We start from the raw sequence: 15,944 nt of genomic DNA, 5'->3' as shown, positions 1-15,944 counted from the left end.
TGTCTCGCGCTCCAATCATTCATCCATGACATAGCCGTAGGACCCGCTGAAGTCCTGCCGCGCTACTTCGCCCGCGCCACCGCGTGTTGGTGCGCTGCTTGCTGCAACCCGTCCGAACAGGAACAGATCCTGCTCGGTCGGCGGCCGTACACGATCTGTCGGCAGCGCAAGCGCGGCACCGCGTGTCGGCGACACCAGATGCGGTGTGACGATGATGACCAGTTCGGTCTGACGGCGGGCATATTCCGCGCTGCGGAACAGGGCGCCCAGAACCGGCACATCCCCGATCCATGGCACCTGACCGCTCAGATCGGTAAAGTCGTCAGACAGCAGGCCTGCGATGGCAAAGCTTTCGCCGTCGCGCATCTCCACCGTCGTTGATGTTTCACGGCGGCTGAAGGCGCTGATCTGGAAACCGTTTGCCGAGAAGCTGTTCGCCGGATCGATTGCCGACACAGCAGCCAGCAGTTCCAGGTTGATGATGTCGCCATCTATGACCCGCGGCGTGAAGTTAAGCTCTACGCCGAACGGCTTGAAGAGAATGGTGATCACACCCTCTTCATTCGCGACCGGTACGGGATATTCACCACCAGCAAGGAACGTCGCCTGCTGACCGCTCAACGCAGTCAAGTTGGGTTCCGCTAAGGACCGTACGACACCGCGCGATTCGAGTGCCTCAAGAAGAAGCCCGACTTCGACACCACCGGCGTCGAACCCGAAGACAAATGCGCCATTATTGGCATTCGCTGTCGGGACCGAATTGTTCAGCACACCATTGATACCGCCTTGACCAACAGCCGTGTTGGTCCCGCCGATGACGGTACGGTTGTTTTGCAGCGAAGGTCCGTTGAACGCCAAAGACGACGATAGCGCCTTGCTGACCGACCGCTGCATTTCTGCGAAGCGAACCTTCAACATCACCTGTTGCGTGCCACCAACCGACATCAGGTTCGACACCCGGTCCGGTGCATACCGCTGCGCCAGGTCGAGCGCACGATCAAGCCGCGCAGCCGAACTGACCGTGCCGGACAGGACAATACCGTCATTCGCGGTGCGAACTTCGATATTCTCGCCAGGCAGGATCTGGGTCAGGCGTTCCTTGAATTCGGCCATGTCAGGAGAGACATGAACCTCTACGTTGGTGATAAGCCGTCCATCAGCCCCGAAAAGGGTCAGCGTGGTGCGGCCCGGTTCCTTGCCCAACACATAGATCGTGCGGTCGGACAGGGATGAGATATCGGCGATGCCAGGATTGGCGATCGACAGCTCGGTAAAGGGGACGTCGCTTTCGACGACAACGGCCCGGTTCATGGGAACGTCCAGCGCGCTTGACGCGGCACCGCGCAGCACGCGCAATGCACTATCCTGCGCAATGGCCGGCACGACCGTTGTCAACGACAACGTCAAGCCCGTCAGTACGGCTTTTAGAAATCTGTCATAATTCATAAGTGACCTGCCTCTCCGATCACGCCTCATTTAAACGGGTCTTAATGCCCTTGATGACCGGACCATGCGCCAGCCTCGCATTTATTGCAATAATCAATACGTTGGAGGCCAAACCGAATGTGGACATCGCGCAACACTTGCGATTTCACCTCAGCTTTGCGTTGGTCTATTAATCTGGCGTTTATGTCTATATATGGCATACGAACGGCTGATTTCGGCCGATTTCGTCAATATGGCGGATCGGTCGGAAAACAAAATGCCGACGAAAATAACCCTTTTCGTCGGCATTGATTTCATGGATTTCGTGTCGGGGTCGCCTGTAGGGGATCAGTCAGAGCATTCGATCTCGACCTGGACGCTTGTGGTCCCGCTGCGCTGAGTCACGAAGCATTGGCGTTCTTGTTCGACGACGGGCGCGGCTTCCACGACGATATCCTGCTCGCCGGTCAGGGCGGAATTGTCGACTGTCACGGGGCCAGTGACGGCCACGTCGCCCGCACCGACAAGCGACAGCGTCAACTGCCCGCTGTTCTGTGCCTGCGTCAGCAAGGCCACTTCTTCTGGCGTGACCTGCACGACCACGCTTTGGGGCCCGCCTGTGTTTTCGGGGTCACCCGTCACGGCGATGATCTGCAAGCCGGACTTGATCAGGTTCGTCACCTCGCGTCCGTCCCGCAGGCTGCCGGTCCAATAAACGTCGATCCGGTCATTGGGGCGCAGGATACCGAAACCGGTCGCGACACGCCCTTGCACCGGGAAAGCACGCAATCCCGGTTCGACCAATGCGGTCAGGCCGCGGCTTGCGCCTGGTTCGGACACCTTGTTGGACATGATGACTTCGTTCTCGAGCATGGGCAGCACGACCACGCGAGGTGATTGCGTTCCAAGCGGGAACAGCTCCTCTTCGGTTGCATATGTGCCTTCCGGCAGGAAATCGCGCGCATATGAGATGATCCGCACATCATCCGCGGTCAGTTGTTCACCGTATGTCACGGGCCGCGCTGCTGCATAGACTTCTACCGTGGCAAGCGCGGTCGCTGCCAATTGACGCGCCCGGTCCAGCTGCGCGGTCTGGGAGGCCATGTATTGGTTCACCATGTAAACGGCAAAGCCCGCCAAGCCCATGCCGACAAGAAGTACCAGACCAAAAACTGCACGCATTTATCTTTTCCTCGTTTGGTCCATCTGATTACCGGCCTTGCATAGATCAAGGATGTTACCAAACACAATCGCAACCTCTGCCTGAGTGTCACGTATGACGCGATGCCTGATGCGCGCGCGTCACAACCTGTGCAATATCTTTGGTGCATCCGTTATCGGATCATCCCTCTGCGCATGCCGCGCCCAACCAAACGCTAACATCTATCCGGCGCAACACAAAGTGGTCGGACCGAATTACGCGAAAGATCATCGAAATGTGATTGAAAATGCAGCTGTTCGGCTGTCACGTCAGCAGACGGACGCGCCGGCGCTGGTGCAAATTACGGTCTGATCTGCTGATTGGCGACGAAGTTCGATGTGTCGTTCGCGATGCGGACAGTCTCGCCGCTGAAGGTGCCAACGATCGCCACGCCCAACAGCGTGATCGCGGATGTCAAAACGACGAAATCAACCGTGATGGCCCCGTTTTCGTCAGTCTGAAACCGGGTAACTGTGCGGACAAGCAGGTGTGCGAATGACATCATCTGACGTACTTTCCGATCAATGACAGCAAAAACAAAGTGAGAAGCACACATGCCCCGGTACGTCGACTGCGCCGCAAAGGCGGCGCAGTCAAGAATATGCGATAAGCGTCAGCCGACCCTTATGGGGTGACTTTGACGTTTTTCAGTTCGGTTTCGATGTTGTTGGCCAGGCCACGTGCGCCCGACTGGATCGCTGCGCCGACTGCCAGACCCAGCAGAACGATGGCTGCGGTCAGAACCACGAAGTCAACGGTGACGGCACCGTCTTCGTCGTTGCGGAAGTTCTTGATGAAGTTAAGCATTTGTATCTCTCCTAGGGTATCGTTGATGTTCAAGCCGTTCCTCGCCGGGGTCAGAGACAACCCGAGGCTGCCGTGTTCCGTCTTGGATGGGCTCATATAGCTGGAAGATTGGGGCGGGAGTTTGGCAGCATCCGGTTTTTTTCGATCTTGCCGCTGTTTGGCGCAAAAAATGGCGCAAGTTGTTGAATTGTAATGAAAGAAATTATGAACAGATATTCATTTTCGCGGCGATCCGTTGCCGAAAAGCCCGCAATCCATTGAAAAATTTCAGTATTGTTCCCGAAAATGTGGCCTTCTGGCCAGTTTCTGCCATCTTTGCATGAACAAGAAATGTCGAGCAGGACAGACCATGAGTCGATTTAACGTAGGTTCCGCGGCCGCGGTGGCGCTTCTATGCGGTACCACCGCTTTTGCGCAGGTCGAGCGGCTGCAACCGGATTTCACGTTCAAACGGATCGGTGTTCCGCCGCCGGGCCAGACCACAGGTCGCGTCACGGTGCAGATCGACCCCAATGCACCCCGTCGCGGGCCGGTTTACAGCGAACCGCGCGCCGCGCCTGCATCGGCCCCGGTTGCGCCCCCGCGTGCAAGATCAGGCTTTGGCTGGTTCTGGGAAACGGTCCCATCGTCGCTGGCGGATGCGAGCCCGGCGCGGCTGGAGCTTGCAATCAACCGGATCAACAACCCCCCGGCAGGCCAGGGTATTCCGGCACCCCGCTTGCAGTCCTTGCAGAATATCGCAGCGTCACATGGTCTGCACATCCTGCGCGAAACCGTGGGCACGAATGTCTCGCCCGCACTTGTGCTTGCGATCATCTCGGTCGAAAGTTCGGGACGGATCGACGCGGTCAGCAGCGCGGGCGCGCAAGGGCTGATGCAGTTGATGCCGGCGACCGCTGACAGATTCGGCGTGACGGACAGCATGAATGCAGGTCAGAACATCAAGGGCGGGGTGGCTTATCTAGCTTGGTTGCTTGACCGGTTTGGCAATGATCCGGTGCTGGTGCTGGCGGGCTATAACGCGGGCGAAGGTAACGTGCAGCGGTACGAAGGCGTGCCGCCTTTTGCCGAGACGATGGATTATGTGCCCAAGGTGCTGGCGGCGTGGCAGGTCGCCAAGGGTCTGTGCCAGACGCCGCCCGAATTGATCACCGACGCCTGCGTGTTCAACGTGAACGGAATCTGACCGCGCCCGCATCGAGGGCGTAGTCAGTGGTTTTGCCTAGACGATCGTCGCTTCGGTTGCGGCGCGCAGTTCAGCCTCGGTCACGCCTTCGGCGCATTCGACGATCCGCAACCCGCCTTCGACGACATCCAGCACACCAAGGTTGGTGATGATCCGGTCCACGACACCTTTGCCGGTCAGCGGCAGGGTGCAGGATTTCAGCACTTTGGATTCGCCATGCTTGTTGGTGTGGTCCATCACCACGATCACGCGGCCCACACCGGCGACCAGATCCATGGCACCACCCATGCCCTTGACCAGCTTGCCGGGAATCATCCAGTTCGCCAGATCGCCGTTTTCGGCCACTTCCATCGCGCCAAGGATCGCGGCTGCGATCTTGCCACCCCGGATCATGCCAAAGGAAGTCGCACTGTCGAAATAGGCGGTGCGCTTGAGTTCGGTGATCGTCTGCTTGCCCGCATTGATCAGATCGGGGTCTTCGTCACCTTCAAACGGGAAGGGGCCCATGCCCAGCATCCCGTTTTCCGATTGCAGGGTGATGTCCTTGTCGCCCACGTAATTGGCAACCAGCGTCGGGATGCCGATGCCGAGGTTCACATACCAGCCATCTTGCAGTTCTTCAGCGGCGCGTGCGGCCATCTGGTTGCGATCCCAAGGCATTATACTGTCTCCCGCTTGCGCGTCGTGCGCTGTTCGATGCGTTTTTCATGCTGCCCCTGAATGATCCGGTGCACATAGATGCCGGGCAGGTGGATCGTGTCGGGGTCCAGGCTGCCTGTGGGGACGATTTCCTCGACCTCGACGACGCAGACCTTGCCGCACATCGCGGCAGGCGGGTTGAAATTGCGCGCGGTCTTGCGGAACACGAGGTTGCCGGTCTCGTCCGCTTTCCAGGCCTTGACGATGGACAGGTCCGCAAAGATGCCATGTTCCAGAATATAGGTCTGGCCGTTGAAATCCTTGTGTTCCTTGCCGTCCGCGATCACGGTGCCGACGCCGGTTTTGGTATAGAAACCGGGGATACCGCAGCCACCGGCGCGCATCCGTTCGGCCAGCGTCCCTTGGGGGTTGAATTCCAGCTCCAACTCTCCGCTCAGGTACTGGCGCATGAATTCGGCATTTTCGCCCACATAGGACGAGATCATCTTTTTCACCTGCCGCGTCTGCAACAGGATGCCGATGCCGAAATCATCCACACCCGCGTTGTTGGACGCAAAGGTCAGATCCTTCGTGCCCGCATCCTTGATCGCCGCCAGCAGCAATTCGGGAATCCCGCAAAGGCCAAAGCCCCCCGCCGCGATGAACATGCCGTCGAACAAAAGCCCATCCAGAGCCTCCTGCGCCGAGCCGTATACCTTTTTCATGCCGCTCCCCTTGTCGATTTGCGCAAAATTGTCGTGCAGCCCTGCCAAAGTCAATCGCCGCAGTGCAGCACCGTTATTTGGTCGCCGCTTTCTTCGGCGCGGCTTTTTTGGCGGCCGGTTTTTTCGTGGCAGGCTTTTTCGCCGCGGGCTTTTTGGCCGACGGTTTCTTTTTCCCTGCCTTGGCCGCACGTTCGTCGATCAGGTCGATGGCCTGCGCCAGCGTCAGATCGTCGGGCGTGATCGTTTCGGGGATCGTCGCGTTGATCTTGTCCCATTTCACGTAAGGCCCGTATTTGCCGTCATAAATCGCGACAGCACCGCCCGCCTGCGGGTGTTCGCCCAGTTCGCGGATCGGCGTCGCGGCCTTGCCGCGCCCGCCGCGGGACGCGATCTTTTCGGCCAGCAATTGCACGGCGCGGTTCATGCCCACGGTCCAGACCTCGTCGATCCCGTCCAGATTGGCATTGGTGCCGCCCTTGTCGGACGTGCTGGCCGCGTGTTTCAGATAGGGGCCATACCGCCCGATATTGGCCCAGACCATGACGCCATCTTCGGGATGCGGCCCGATCTGGCGGGGCAGTTGCAGCAGGCGCAACGCTTGTTCCAGATCGACCTCCTCGGGTGCCCAGCCTTCGGGCACGCCGGTACGGTCGGGCTTGGGATTTGCCTCGGACGTGGCGCCACGCTGGACATAAGGCCCGAACCGGCCCTTGAAGATGCGGATTTCATCGCCCGCGTCATGGCCCAGCAATTTGCCATCGGGGGGGATCGCGGATTTTTCGGCCTCCGGGTCGGGCGGACCAAAGGGGCGAGTATAGCGGCATTCGGGATAATTCGAACAGCCGATGAACGCACCACCCGACCGCGCCGTGCGCATCGACAAACGCCCTGCGCCGCAATTGGGGCAAAGGCGCGGGTCAGTGCCATCGGCGGTCGGCGGGAACAGATGAGGTTCCAGCACCTCGTTGATCTTGTCGAGGACTTCGCCGATGCGCAGATCGGCGGTTTCCGCGATGGCGGCGGAAAAATCTCGCCAGAAACGGTGCAGCACCTTTTTATAATCGGCGTCGCCCGCGCTGACCTCGTCCAGCTGGTTTTCCAGATCGGCGGTGAAGTCATAGCCGATGTATTTCTGGAAATAATTCATCAGGAATGCGGTGACCAAACGGCCCTTGTCCTGCGGGATCAGGCGGTTCTTGTCCTTTTCGACATAGCCGCGATCCTGAATCGTCGTGACGATCGACGCATAGGTCGATGGCCGCCCGATGCCCAGTTCTTCCATCCGCTTGACCAGCGTTGCCTCGGTATAGCGCGGCGGCGGCTGGGTGAAATGCTGTTCGGGATCGACCGATTGCTTGACGACCTTTTCGCCCTGCGCGAGTTGTGGCAGGCGCTTGTCGTCCTCATCCGCGGTATCGTCGCGGCCTTCCTCGTAGATCGCGATGAAGCCGTCAAAGATCATGACCTGCCCGTTGGCGCGCAGGATCACCTGACCGTCGGCGCTGGCCACATCGACGACCGTGCGTTCGAGTTGTGCGGCCGCCATCTGGCTGGCCAGCGTGCGCTTGTAGATCAAGTCATAAAGCTTGCGCTGGTCCGCATCCTTGATATCGGCCTGATCGGCACTGACCATCATATCGGTCGGGCGGATACATTCATGGGCTTCCTGCGCGTTCTTGGCCTTGTTTTTATAGATGCGCGGCTGGTCGGGCAGGTATTTCGCGCCGAATTTCGCGGTGATCGCGTCGCGCGCGCCGGTCACGGCCTCGGGCGCCATGTCGATCCCGTCAGTCCGCATATAGGTAATGAGACCCGATTCGTACAAACGCTGCGCCACGCTCATCGTCTGCTTGGCGCCCATGCCGTATTTACGGCTCGCCTCTTGCTGCAAGGTCGATGTCATGAAGGGTGGGCTGGGGTTGCGGGTGGCGGGTTTCGCTTCGACGCTTGTGATCTTCAGGTCGCGCGACGTGACCGCCTGTACGGCCATTTCGGCCTGCGTGGCATTGCCCAGATCGAATTTATCAAGCTTCTTGCCCGCGAGCGTGGTCAGCCGTGCCTCGAACATCTGGCCGCGGGGGGATTGCAGTTGCGCCTTGACGGTCCAGTATTCCTGATTGCGGAACGCCTCGATCTCCATCTCGCGCTCAACGATGAGGCGCAGACAGACCGATTGCACGCGGCCCGCCGATTTGGCACCGGGCAGTTTGCGCCAGAGCACCGGCGACAGGTTGAAGCCCACCAGATAATCCAAAGCGCGGCGCGCGAGATACGCCTCGACCAGAGGCGCATCGACCTGACGGGGGTTTTTCATCGCCTCGAGGATCGCGGTTTTCGTAATCGCGTTGAACACCACACGGCTGACGGGCGTGTCCTTGCGGATCGCCTTCTTCTCGGTCAGGGCCTCGGTCAGATGCCACGAAATCGCCTCGCCCTCGCGGTCGGGGTCGGTGGCGAGGATCAGTTCATTGTCGCTTTTCAGCGCATCCACGATGGCCTTGATATGCTTTTTGCTGTCCGTGGCGATTTCCCATTTCATGTCGAAATCGTCATCCGGCAGGACAGAACCATCCTTGGGTGGCAGGTCGCGGACATGGCCGTAGGACGCCAGAACCGTATAGCCGCGCCCAAGATATTCGTTGATTTTCTTGGCTTTTGCGGGGGATTCGACAACGACGACTGGCATGGGAATCCTTTATCTGCGCGGCTTTGTTCAAGTGGCGCAAGATGTGGCGACGATGGCGCGAATGTCAATGATGCGAAATTTCCGCCCCTCGTTGGGAGTGGAAATAAGCCCGCCTGTGGTCAGAAAGTCCGTCCGCTACACCGCTCGCGCCAGCAAGCCACCGGCCTGCCGCGTGATCTTGCCGTCGAGTTCGAGATCGACAAGTGCAGGGGCGACTTCGGTGGCAGGTACCGCGAGATCGCGCAAAAGCTGGTCCTCGGCGACGGGTGCCGGGCCAAGGCGCTGCAGGATCATCGCGTGCAGGGCGGCGATATTGCGCAGCGCCGGGCGCGTCTGTGCCACAGCAGCCGGGATCAACGGGGCGACGACGGCCTTGGGCGCGAGCGCGTCGATCACGTCTTCGGCGGATCGCACCAGCGTCGCACCGTCGCGCAGCAGCATGTTGCAGCCTGCCGCGCGCGCATCGAAGGGATGACCGGGCACCGCCAGCACGTCGCGCGCCTGATCAAGCGCGTTGCGCGCGGTGATCAGGCTGCCAGATCTTGCCGCTGCCTCGACCACGACCACGGCCTGCGCAAGCCCCGAAATAATCCTGTTGCGCGCCGGAAAATGGCGGGCCTGCGGTTGCAGCCCCATCGGCATTTCCGACAGGCGCAGCCCCTGTTTTGCGATGTCATGGGCAAGCTGGGTGTTGTCGACCGGATAGATCACGTCGACACCGCCCGCCTGCACCGCGACAGTGCCGCTCGCCAAGGCACCCAGATGCGCCGCCGTGTCGATCCCGCGCGCAAGGCCGGACACCACGACATAGCCTGCATCGGCCAGATCATTCGCGAGTTTGCGGGCCATGCGGCTGCCCAAGGATGACGCGTTGCGCGCGCCGACCAGCGCCACCATCGGGCGCGACAGCAAGTCCATTCGGCCCAGACACCACAAAAGCGGCGGCGCATCGGCGATGGTCCGCAGCGCGTCGGGATAAAGAGGGTCACGGTCCGACAACAGCCGCGCACCCGCAGCCTTGCCCGCCTGCAATTCGGCACGGATCACGCCGATGGGGCAGATTGCATAGTCGTCGACACCGGCAGCGCGGGCCACGTCGGGCAATGCGCGCAGCGCCTCTGTGGCCGTGCCATATTCCGCCAGCAACCGCCGATAGGTCGCCGGCCCGACACGGCGTGATCGCAATAGGCGAAGATGGGTGATCGCATCCTCTTCCGTGGTGGGGGGGAGTTGGGGGGTGGTGGAAGATCGTGTCGGTTGGGTCATCCCTTGCTCCGCCTATTGCCTCACAAGGGTTACGCCGACAGCGTTAACAAGCCATGAATCACACAAGGGCGCCCAACCTGTCTAAGTCTAAGAGACTGATAAGACGCCCTATTCATCCGAAAGCCCGCGCAGCGCACCACAGGATGCACGGCGAATCACATTGTCAGGCGGCCGCACCACCGACCGTCAGCCCACCGATCAGCAGGCTGGGCTGGCCCACGCCGACCGGCACCCATTGCCCCGCCTTGCCGCAATTGCCGATACCGGGGTCAAGTGCCAGATCATTGCCGATGCCCCTGATGCGTTGCAACGCGGTCGCCCCGTCACCGATCAGCGTGGCGCCTTTCACGGGGGCGCCGATGACGCCATTCTTGACGCGGTAGGCCTCGGTGCAGGAAAACACGAATTTGCCGTTGGTGATATCGACCTGCCCGCCGCCGAAACCCACCGCATAGATCCCGTCTTTCAATTCAGAAACAAGGCTTTCAGGGCTGGCGTCGCCTGCCAGCATATAGGTGTTGGTCATGCGCGGCATCGGCGTGTGGGCGAAACTTTCGCGCCGCCCGTTGCCGGTGGGGGCGACCCCCATCAGGCGGGCGTTCTGGCGGTCCTGCATGTAGCCGACCAGCACGCCATCCTCGATCAGTACGTTTTTTGCGCTGGGCGTGCCTTCGTCATCCACGGTGATCGACCCGCGCCGGTCGGGGATTGTGCCGTCATCCAGCACGGTCACACCCTTGGCCGCGATCTGCTGGCCCATCAGCCCGGCAAAGGCGCTTGATCCCTTGCGGTTGAAATCGCCCTCAAGGCCGTGGCCGATCGCCTCGTGCAGCAGGATACCGGGCCAGCCGGGGCCAAGCACGACATCCATGACGCCTGCGGGGGCGGGTTCGGCGTCAAGGTTCACAAGCGCGATGCGCAACGCCTCGCGCACGATGGGTTCCCAATGGTCGCGCCCGATCAGCCCGATCAGGCCCAAACGCCCGCCGCCGCCCATGCCGCCGCTTTCACGTTTGCCGTTCTGTTCGACGATCACGCTGATATTGATGCGCGACATCGGGCGTGTATCGGTGACCAGCGTGCCTTCGGGGCGCAGGATCACCACCTCCTGATGCGACGCACCGATGCTGGCGGACACCTGAACCACCCGCGGATCAAGCGCGCGGGCGAAGGCGTCGATTTCGCGCAGGACGTCGATCTTGGCGGGGAATGTCGCCTGCAGCATCGGATCGTCGTCGCTGTAAAGCTTGCGGTTCGTGCCAGCAGGGGCATCCGCCATTACCCCGCCGCCGTCGCCCACGGCCAGCCGTGCGGTCGACACGGCACGGCGCAGCGCGTGTTCGTCGATGGTCGTCGCATGGGCATAACCTGCGGTTTCACCGCGCACGGCGCGCAGCCCGAACCCTTCGGAGGCATCGAAACTGGCGGTCTTGATGCGTCCGTCATCCAGCGACAGCATTTCCGATTTCCGCCGTTCGATGAACAATTCGCCGTCATCCGCGCCTGCTGTCGCCTCGCGTAGCAGGTCAAGTGCCTGCGGCTGATCCAGATGGGTCTCGAACGGGCGAAATGGGGTGGCGGTCATCACAATATCCTTTGGCGGCGGTTTTGGGGGCAAAAAGCGTCTGTTTGCCGCAACAGCAGTTCTTGAGTTGTCCGTCAGGATATGGGACATGGGCGCAGCAATACAATGGGATTCCGCCCGTAGCCCGAGCGGAGAGACCGGGGAAAGAGGCTGAAAGGCCTCATGAAGTTAGGGTACAATATGCGACTGAACACCTTTGCAACCTCTGTTTGGACCACGCTTGGTCTGGTTCTCGCGGGCGGCACGGCCATGGCACAACAGAACATCGGTCAGGACCTCGAGATCGTGGGCCAGCCTGTTCCGGGCGGCATGGGATTCCAACCTTCCGCAACGGAATTGTCGCGCGATGTCGTCTGGCTCGATTCAATGCTGCTGATCATCATCACGGCGATCACGCTGTTCGTTACGGGCCTGCTCGTCTATGTGATCATCCGCTACAACGCGCGCCGCAACCCGACCCCTGCCGGGTTTACCCACAATTCACCGCTCGAAATCGCGTGGACGGTGGTGCCGATCGTCATTCTGGTGTTCATCGGTGCGTTTTCGCTGCCGATCCTGTTCAAGCAGCAGGAAATTCCAGAAGCGGATATCACCATCAAGGTAACGGGTTACCAGTGGTATTGGGGCTATGAATATGTGGACGAGGGCGTCAGCTTTGACAGTTTCATGCTGACCCGCGACGAGCTCGAGCAATTCGGCTATACGCAGGATCAATATCTGCTGGCCACCGACACGGCCGTTGTCGTGCCGGTCGGCGCGACAGTCGTGATGCAGGTCACGGCCGCTGACGTGATTCACTCCTGGACGATCCCCGCATTCGGCGTGAAGCAGGACGCCATCCCCGGCCGCCTCGCGCAATTGTGGTTCGCAGCCGAGCGTGAAGGAATCTATTTCGGCCAGTGTTCGGAACTTTGCGGTCAGGCGCATGCTTATATGCCCATTACCGTCAAGGTGGTCAGCCAGGAAACCTATGATGCGTGGCTGGCCGACGAACAGGGACTGTCCTGATCGCCGGGCGGATCACCATTGTGTTGACGGACCACGCGTCAGCATGACTGCACTGCATTTTGCAAGGACAGGTTGCCCATGACCGATTTCAGCGCCAACAACCACGCCACCACCGAGGCAGAAATGGGCGATTACTTCGCCCTGCTCAAGCCCCGGGTGATGTCGCTGGTTGTTTTCACGGCCTTGGTAGGGCTGTTAGTGGCGCCTGTGCCGGTGCATCCGTTTCTTGGCTTCGTCGCCATCCTGTGTATCGCGGTGGGTGCCGGAGCATCGGGCGCGCTGAACATGTGGTGGGATGCCGATATCGATGCGGTGATGAAACGCACCGCCGGTCGCCCTATCCCATCCGGGCGTGTCGCCCCCGGCGAGGCGCTGGGGATCGGCGTCGCGCTGTCAGGTTTTTCCATCCTGCTTTTGGGTCTGGCGACCAATTTCCTTGCAGCTGCCTTGCTGGCTTTCACGATCTTTTTCTATCTTGTCGTCTATTCGATGTGGCTGAAACGGGCGACACCGCAGAACATCGTCATCGGTGGTGCGGCGGGGGCCTTTCCGCCGATGATCGGTTGGGCGGTTGCGACGGGTGGCGTCAGCATAGAATCGCTTCTGATGTTCGCGCTGATCTTCATGTGGACACCGCCGCATTTCTGGGCGCTCGCGCTGTTCGTCAAATCGGATTACGGCCGCGCCGGTGTGCCGATGCTGACCGAAACGCATGGCCGCGATGCGACACGGCGCCATGTGCTGGTCTATACGCTGCTGCTGGTGCCTGTGGCGCTTGGGCTCGGGCTGACATCAATCGGTGGGCCGGTCTACATGGCGGTCGCTGTCGTCATGAACGCGTGGTTTTTGAAAGGCGCCGTCGATATCTGGCGTCGTGACGATGCCGCCTGCGAGGCCGACAGGCACCGTGTCGAAATCAACGTGTTCAAGGTGTCGCTGTACTATCTTTTCGCGCATTTCGGCGCTTTGCTGGCAGAGGCCGCCTTGCGCCTTTATGGATTGGGAGGCTGGTCATGGTGATCCGCGTCGAACACGAATTGCATGAACGTCGCAAGGGCCGGAATGCAGGCGTTGGGCTGCTGTTGGCCGGCTTTATCGCCATTGTTTTCGGACTGACGGTCGTCAAGGTGATGCAGCTGGGCGATATCCGGCAATTCGAAACCTTTGACCACGCGCCGCGTCCGCAACTGATCCCGCAGACGGAGGTCGTGGAATGAAGCTGTTTCCGAATCTGACAGGTATCTATCGCAGTGCGGCGCAGGCGACCGCGCTGGTGGTCGTCATGGGGGCGCTGGCCTGGGCGTCAGTGCCGTTTTACGATTGGTTCTGTCGGGTCACCGGATTTGGCGGAGCGACCAATGTCGCCGAAGGCGATAACGACGTGATCCTGGACCAGACGATCAAGGTGCGTTTCGACGGATCGCTCGAACGTGACATGCCATGGACCTTCAAGCCCGTTCAGCGCGAGGTCGAGGTGCGCATCGGGGAAACCGCGCTCGTGTTCTATGAGGCGCACAATCCTCTTGATGTCCCGATCGCGGGACAGGCGTCCTATAACGTGACCCCTTATGAAGCGGGCGGGTTCTTCGACAAGATCGAATGTTTCTGCTTTACCGAGCAGGTTCTGGCCCCCGGAGAGACGGTGCTGATGCCGGTGTCGTTCTTCGTCCACCCCGATATCGTCGATGACCGCGAAGGGCAGTACGTCCATACGATCACGCTGAGCTATACCTTCTTCGAGATCGACGTCCCGACCGATTACGTGCAGGCCTCTGCCGGTGCGACAGCTTTGACACCGGCGCCGCAAAACGCCATAGAGACTTACTGAAGACAGCCGATAGGGAACGCACCAGATGGCGCATACGAAAGACCACGATTACCATATTCTGCCACCCTCCATCTGGCCCTTCATCGCGGGGGTCGGGGCCTTTGTGATGCTGTTCGGATCCGTGCTCTGGATGCACGGGTCGGGCCCATGGGTTTTCCTGATGGGTCTGATCGCCGTGCTGTACGTGATGTATGCATGGTGGGCCGATGTGGTGGCCGAAAGCCGCGCCGGCGATCACACACCGGTCGTCCGCATCGGCCTGCGCTATGGCTTCATCATGTTCATCATGTCCGAAGTCATGTTCTTCGCCGCTTGGTTCTGGTCGTTCTTCAAACACCAGATGTACCCGATGGAAACCTATTTTGGGACACAATACGTCAAGCCGGAAATCTATGCGATCGACCCGTTCGGTCTGCCGCTCATCAACACATTGCTGCTGCTGATCTCGGGCTGTGCGGCCACATGGGCGCACCACGCGCTGGTGCATGAAAACAACCGCAAGGACCTCAAGCTGGGCCTGATCCTCGCCATTGTGTTCGGGGTGATCTTTACCGGCTTTCAGGCCTATGAATACTGGATCCTTGTCACGCAGGACGGCTATACTTTCGGTGGAGAAATCCATTACGCCAACTTCTTCATGGCGACAGGTTTCCACGGCGCGCATGTCGTGATCGGTGCGATCTTCCTGCTGGTCTGCCTGATCCGCGTCGAACGCGGCCATTTCACACCGGAAAAGCATGTCGGGTTCGAGGCCGCGATCTGGTACTGGCACTTTGTCGATGTGGTCTGGCTGTTCCTTTTCGCCGCGATCTACATCTGGGGCGCGTAAGGCGGGGTTCATCCCGACCCACACCAAACCCATAAGCGCGCGGCACCCCCGCGCGTTTTTTCCATCAAGGGCATATCATGCTGCGTCAGATCATTTTTCCCGTGCTTTTGGGTATCGCCGGTTGCGGTGTTCTGATCTGGCTGGGGTTGTGGCAGATCGACAGGCTTGCATGGAAAGAGGATATCCTTGCCAATATCAACGCGCGGCTGGCCGCTGATCCGCAGCCTTTTGCCGATGATGTGACCGAAGCAGATGATGAATACACCCGCGTGACGCTGTCCGGCGCCCCGACCGGACAGGAATTGCAAGTGCTTGTGTCCGGCACCGCTGCTGGCACCGGCTACCGCGTGATCTCGCGGTTCGAGACCGAAGACGGGTCCGCGATCCTGCTGGATCAGGGTCTCCTGCCGCTGGATGGCAAAGCGGCAGAGCCGTTGGTCGCGCCGATGCAGGTCATCGGTACGGTGCTTTGGCCCGATGACCAGAACAGCAGCACGCCCGATCCCGATTTGTCTGAAAACATCTGGTTCGCCCGCAACGTTGTCACAATGGCCGAGGCACTGGATACGCGGCCCTTCATGGTCGTGGCCACCGCGACGACCCCTGCCGACCCGCGCCTGACGCCGCTGCCGATCACGACCGCCGATATCAAGAACGACCACTTTGAATATGCGGTCACATGGTTCTTGCTGGCCATCGTCTGGGCCGTTATGTCCCTGTTCCTGATCCTCCGCACTCTTCGGCCAAAGGACGCCTGAC

The 15,944-nt window shown here is 60.2% G+C and carries 16 protein-coding genes; 7 read left to right on the top strand and 9 right to left on the bottom strand.

Going from position 1 to position 15,944, the window contains the following annotated elements; genetic code table 11:
• Positions 1-15: 15 nt before the first annotated feature.
• From H147_RS0107600 to H147_RS0107580, 4 genes are all read right to left on the bottom strand, one after another.
• Positions 16-1,446, bottom strand: a complete 1,431-nt coding sequence (locus H147_RS0107600) for a type II and III secretion system protein family protein (RefSeq protein WP_019954758.1) — start codon at positions 1,444-1,446, stop codon at positions 16-18.
• A gap of 327 nt (positions 1,447-1,773) precedes the next feature.
• Complete coding sequence (cpaB, locus tag H147_RS0107590; protein WP_026352347.1) at positions 1,774-2,607, bottom strand: Flp pilus assembly protein CpaB; 834 nt, start codon at positions 2,605-2,607, stop codon at positions 1,774-1,776.
• 320 nt (positions 2,608-2,927) lie between these two features.
• Positions 2,928-3,131, bottom strand: a complete 204-nt coding sequence (locus H147_RS20295; protein WP_019954756.1) for a hypothetical protein — start codon at positions 3,129-3,131, stop codon at positions 2,928-2,930.
• A gap of 119 nt (positions 3,132-3,250) precedes the next feature.
• On the bottom strand, positions 3,251-3,433 hold the full coding sequence (locus H147_RS0107580; protein WP_019954755.1) for a Flp family type IVb pilin: 183 nt from the start codon (positions 3,431-3,433) through the stop codon (positions 3,251-3,253).
• 349 nt (positions 3,434-3,782) lie between these two features.
• Here H147_RS0107580 and H147_RS0107575 point away from each other — a divergent pair, with 349 nt between their 5' ends.
• Positions 3,783-4,619, top strand: coding sequence for a lytic transglycosylase domain-containing protein (locus tag H147_RS0107575; RefSeq protein ID WP_026352345.1), 837 nt, complete (start codon positions 3,783-3,785; stop codon positions 4,617-4,619).
• A gap of 36 nt (positions 4,620-4,655) precedes the next feature.
• Here the strand turns inward: H147_RS0107575 and H147_RS0107570 are convergent, their stop codons facing one another.
• The 5 genes from H147_RS0107570 to tldD all read right to left on the bottom strand — a co-directional run bounded on the left by H147_RS0107570 (position 4,656) and on the right by tldD (position 11,520).
• Entirely contained in the window at positions 4,656-5,279 is a 624-nt protein-coding gene (locus H147_RS0107570; protein WP_019954752.1) for a 3-oxoacid CoA-transferase subunit B, read from the bottom strand.
• Complete coding sequence (locus tag H147_RS0107565; RefSeq protein ID WP_026352344.1) at positions 5,279-5,983, bottom strand: CoA transferase subunit A; 705 nt, start codon at positions 5,981-5,983, stop codon at positions 5,279-5,281. The genes H147_RS0107570 and H147_RS0107565 overlap by 1 nt, the downstream gene beginning before the upstream one ends.
• A gap of 73 nt (positions 5,984-6,056) precedes the next feature.
• Complete coding sequence (topA, locus tag H147_RS0107560) at positions 6,057-8,669, bottom strand: type I DNA topoisomerase (RefSeq protein ID WP_019954750.1); 2,613 nt, start codon at positions 8,667-8,669, stop codon at positions 6,057-6,059.
• 135 nt (positions 8,670-8,804) lie between these two features.
• Positions 8,805-9,935 (bottom strand): DNA-processing protein DprA, encoded by a 1,131-nt coding sequence (gene dprA / locus H147_RS0107555; RefSeq protein ID WP_245541120.1) that lies wholly within the window; start codon positions 9,933-9,935, stop codon positions 8,805-8,807.
• Positions 9,936-10,098: 163 nt separating this feature from the next.
• Positions 10,099-11,520 (bottom strand): metalloprotease TldD, encoded by a 1,422-nt coding sequence (gene tldD, locus H147_RS0107550; protein WP_019954748.1) that lies wholly within the window; start codon positions 11,518-11,520, stop codon positions 10,099-10,101.
• Between the two features lie 180 nt (positions 11,521-11,700).
• Between tldD and coxB the strand changes: the two genes are divergently transcribed.
• The 6 genes from coxB (at position 11,701) to H147_RS0107520 (ending at position 15,943) form a co-directional block, all read left to right on the top strand.
• On the top strand, positions 11,701-12,528 hold the full coding sequence (coxB, locus tag H147_RS0107545) for a cytochrome c oxidase subunit II (RefSeq protein ID WP_019954747.1): 828 nt from the start codon (positions 11,701-11,703) through the stop codon (positions 12,526-12,528).
• 78 nt (positions 12,529-12,606) lie between these two features.
• On the top strand, positions 12,607-13,548 hold the full coding sequence (gene cyoE, locus H147_RS0107540; protein ID WP_019954746.1) for a heme o synthase: 942 nt from the start codon (positions 12,607-12,609) through the stop codon (positions 13,546-13,548).
• Positions 13,542-13,745, top strand: a complete 204-nt coding sequence (locus H147_RS0107535) for a cytochrome c oxidase system small membrane protein (protein WP_019954745.1) — start codon at positions 13,542-13,544, stop codon at positions 13,743-13,745. Before cyoE ends, H147_RS0107535 begins: the two co-directional genes overlap by 7 nt.
• Complete coding sequence (locus H147_RS0107530) at positions 13,742-14,356, top strand: cytochrome c oxidase assembly protein (RefSeq protein WP_019954744.1); 615 nt, start codon at positions 13,742-13,744, stop codon at positions 14,354-14,356. Before H147_RS0107535 ends, H147_RS0107530 begins: the two co-directional genes overlap by 4 nt.
• 25 nt (positions 14,357-14,381) lie before the next feature.
• Positions 14,382-15,185: a cytochrome c oxidase subunit 3 gene (locus H147_RS0107525; RefSeq protein WP_019954743.1), complete on the top strand. Its 804-nt coding sequence runs from the start codon at positions 14,382-14,384 to the stop codon at positions 15,183-15,185.
• A gap of 77 nt (positions 15,186-15,262) precedes the next feature.
• Positions 15,263-15,943, top strand: a complete 681-nt coding sequence (locus tag H147_RS0107520) for an SURF1 family protein (protein ID WP_019954742.1) — start codon at positions 15,263-15,265, stop codon at positions 15,941-15,943.
• Position 15,944 lies beyond the last annotated feature (1 nt).

Source organism: Yoonia vestfoldensis DSM 16212 (assembly GCF_000382265.1).
Taxonomy (GTDB): Bacteria; Pseudomonadota; Alphaproteobacteria; order Rhodobacterales; family Rhodobacteraceae; genus Yoonia; species Yoonia vestfoldensis.
The sequence above is the reverse complement of the archived record's forward strand: the minus strand, read 5'-3'. Positions and strand labels throughout refer to the sequence as shown.

What these genes read in the sequence shown, in the direction of transcription:
- H147_RS0107600 (WP_019954758.1), bottom strand. Translation starts at nt 1,446, where the DNA reads ATGAATTATGACAGATTTCTAAAAGCCGTACTGACGGGCTTGACGTTG.
- cpaB (WP_026352347.1), bottom strand. Translation starts at nt 2,607, where the DNA reads ATGCGTGCAGTTTTTGGTCTGGTACTTCTTGTCGGCATGGGCTTGGCG.
- H147_RS20295 (WP_019954756.1), bottom strand. Translation starts at nt 3,131, where the DNA reads ATGATGTCATTCGCACACCTGCTTGTCCGCACAGTTACCCGGTTTCAG.
- H147_RS0107580 (WP_019954755.1), bottom strand. Translation starts at nt 3,433, where the DNA reads ATGCTTAACTTCATCAAGAACTTCCGCAACGACGAAGACGGTGCCGTC.
- H147_RS0107575 (WP_026352345.1), top strand. Translation starts at nt 3,783, where the DNA reads ATGAGTCGATTTAACGTAGGTTCCGCGGCCGCGGTGGCGCTTCTATGC.
- H147_RS0107570 (WP_019954752.1), bottom strand. Translation starts at nt 5,279, where the DNA reads ATGCCTTGGGATCGCAACCAGATGGCCGCACGCGCCGCTGAAGAACTG.
- H147_RS0107565 (WP_026352344.1), bottom strand. Translation starts at nt 5,983, where the DNA reads ATGAAAAAGGTATACGGCTCGGCGCAGGAGGCTCTGGATGGGCTTTTG.
- topA (WP_019954750.1), bottom strand. Translation starts at nt 8,669, where the DNA reads ATGCCAGTCGTCGTTGTCGAATCCCCCGCAAAAGCCAAGAAAATCAAC.
- dprA (WP_245541120.1), bottom strand. Translation starts at nt 9,935, where the DNA reads ATGACCCAACCGACACGATCTTCCACCACCCCCCAACTCCCCCCCACC.
- tldD (WP_019954748.1), bottom strand. Translation starts at nt 11,520, where the DNA reads ATGACCGCCACCCCATTTCGCCCGTTCGAGACCCATCTGGATCAGCCG.
- coxB (WP_019954747.1), top strand. Translation starts at nt 11,701, where the DNA reads ATGCGACTGAACACCTTTGCAACCTCTGTTTGGACCACGCTTGGTCTG.
- cyoE (WP_019954746.1), top strand. Translation starts at nt 12,607, where the DNA reads ATGACCGATTTCAGCGCCAACAACCACGCCACCACCGAGGCAGAAATG.
- H147_RS0107535 (WP_019954745.1), top strand. Translation starts at nt 13,542, where the DNA reads ATGGTGATCCGCGTCGAACACGAATTGCATGAACGTCGCAAGGGCCGG.
- H147_RS0107530 (WP_019954744.1), top strand. Translation starts at nt 13,742, where the DNA reads ATGAAGCTGTTTCCGAATCTGACAGGTATCTATCGCAGTGCGGCGCAG.
- H147_RS0107525 (WP_019954743.1), top strand. Translation starts at nt 14,382, where the DNA reads ATGGCGCATACGAAAGACCACGATTACCATATTCTGCCACCCTCCATC.
- H147_RS0107520 (WP_019954742.1), top strand. Translation starts at nt 15,263, where the DNA reads ATGCTGCGTCAGATCATTTTTCCCGTGCTTTTGGGTATCGCCGGTTGC.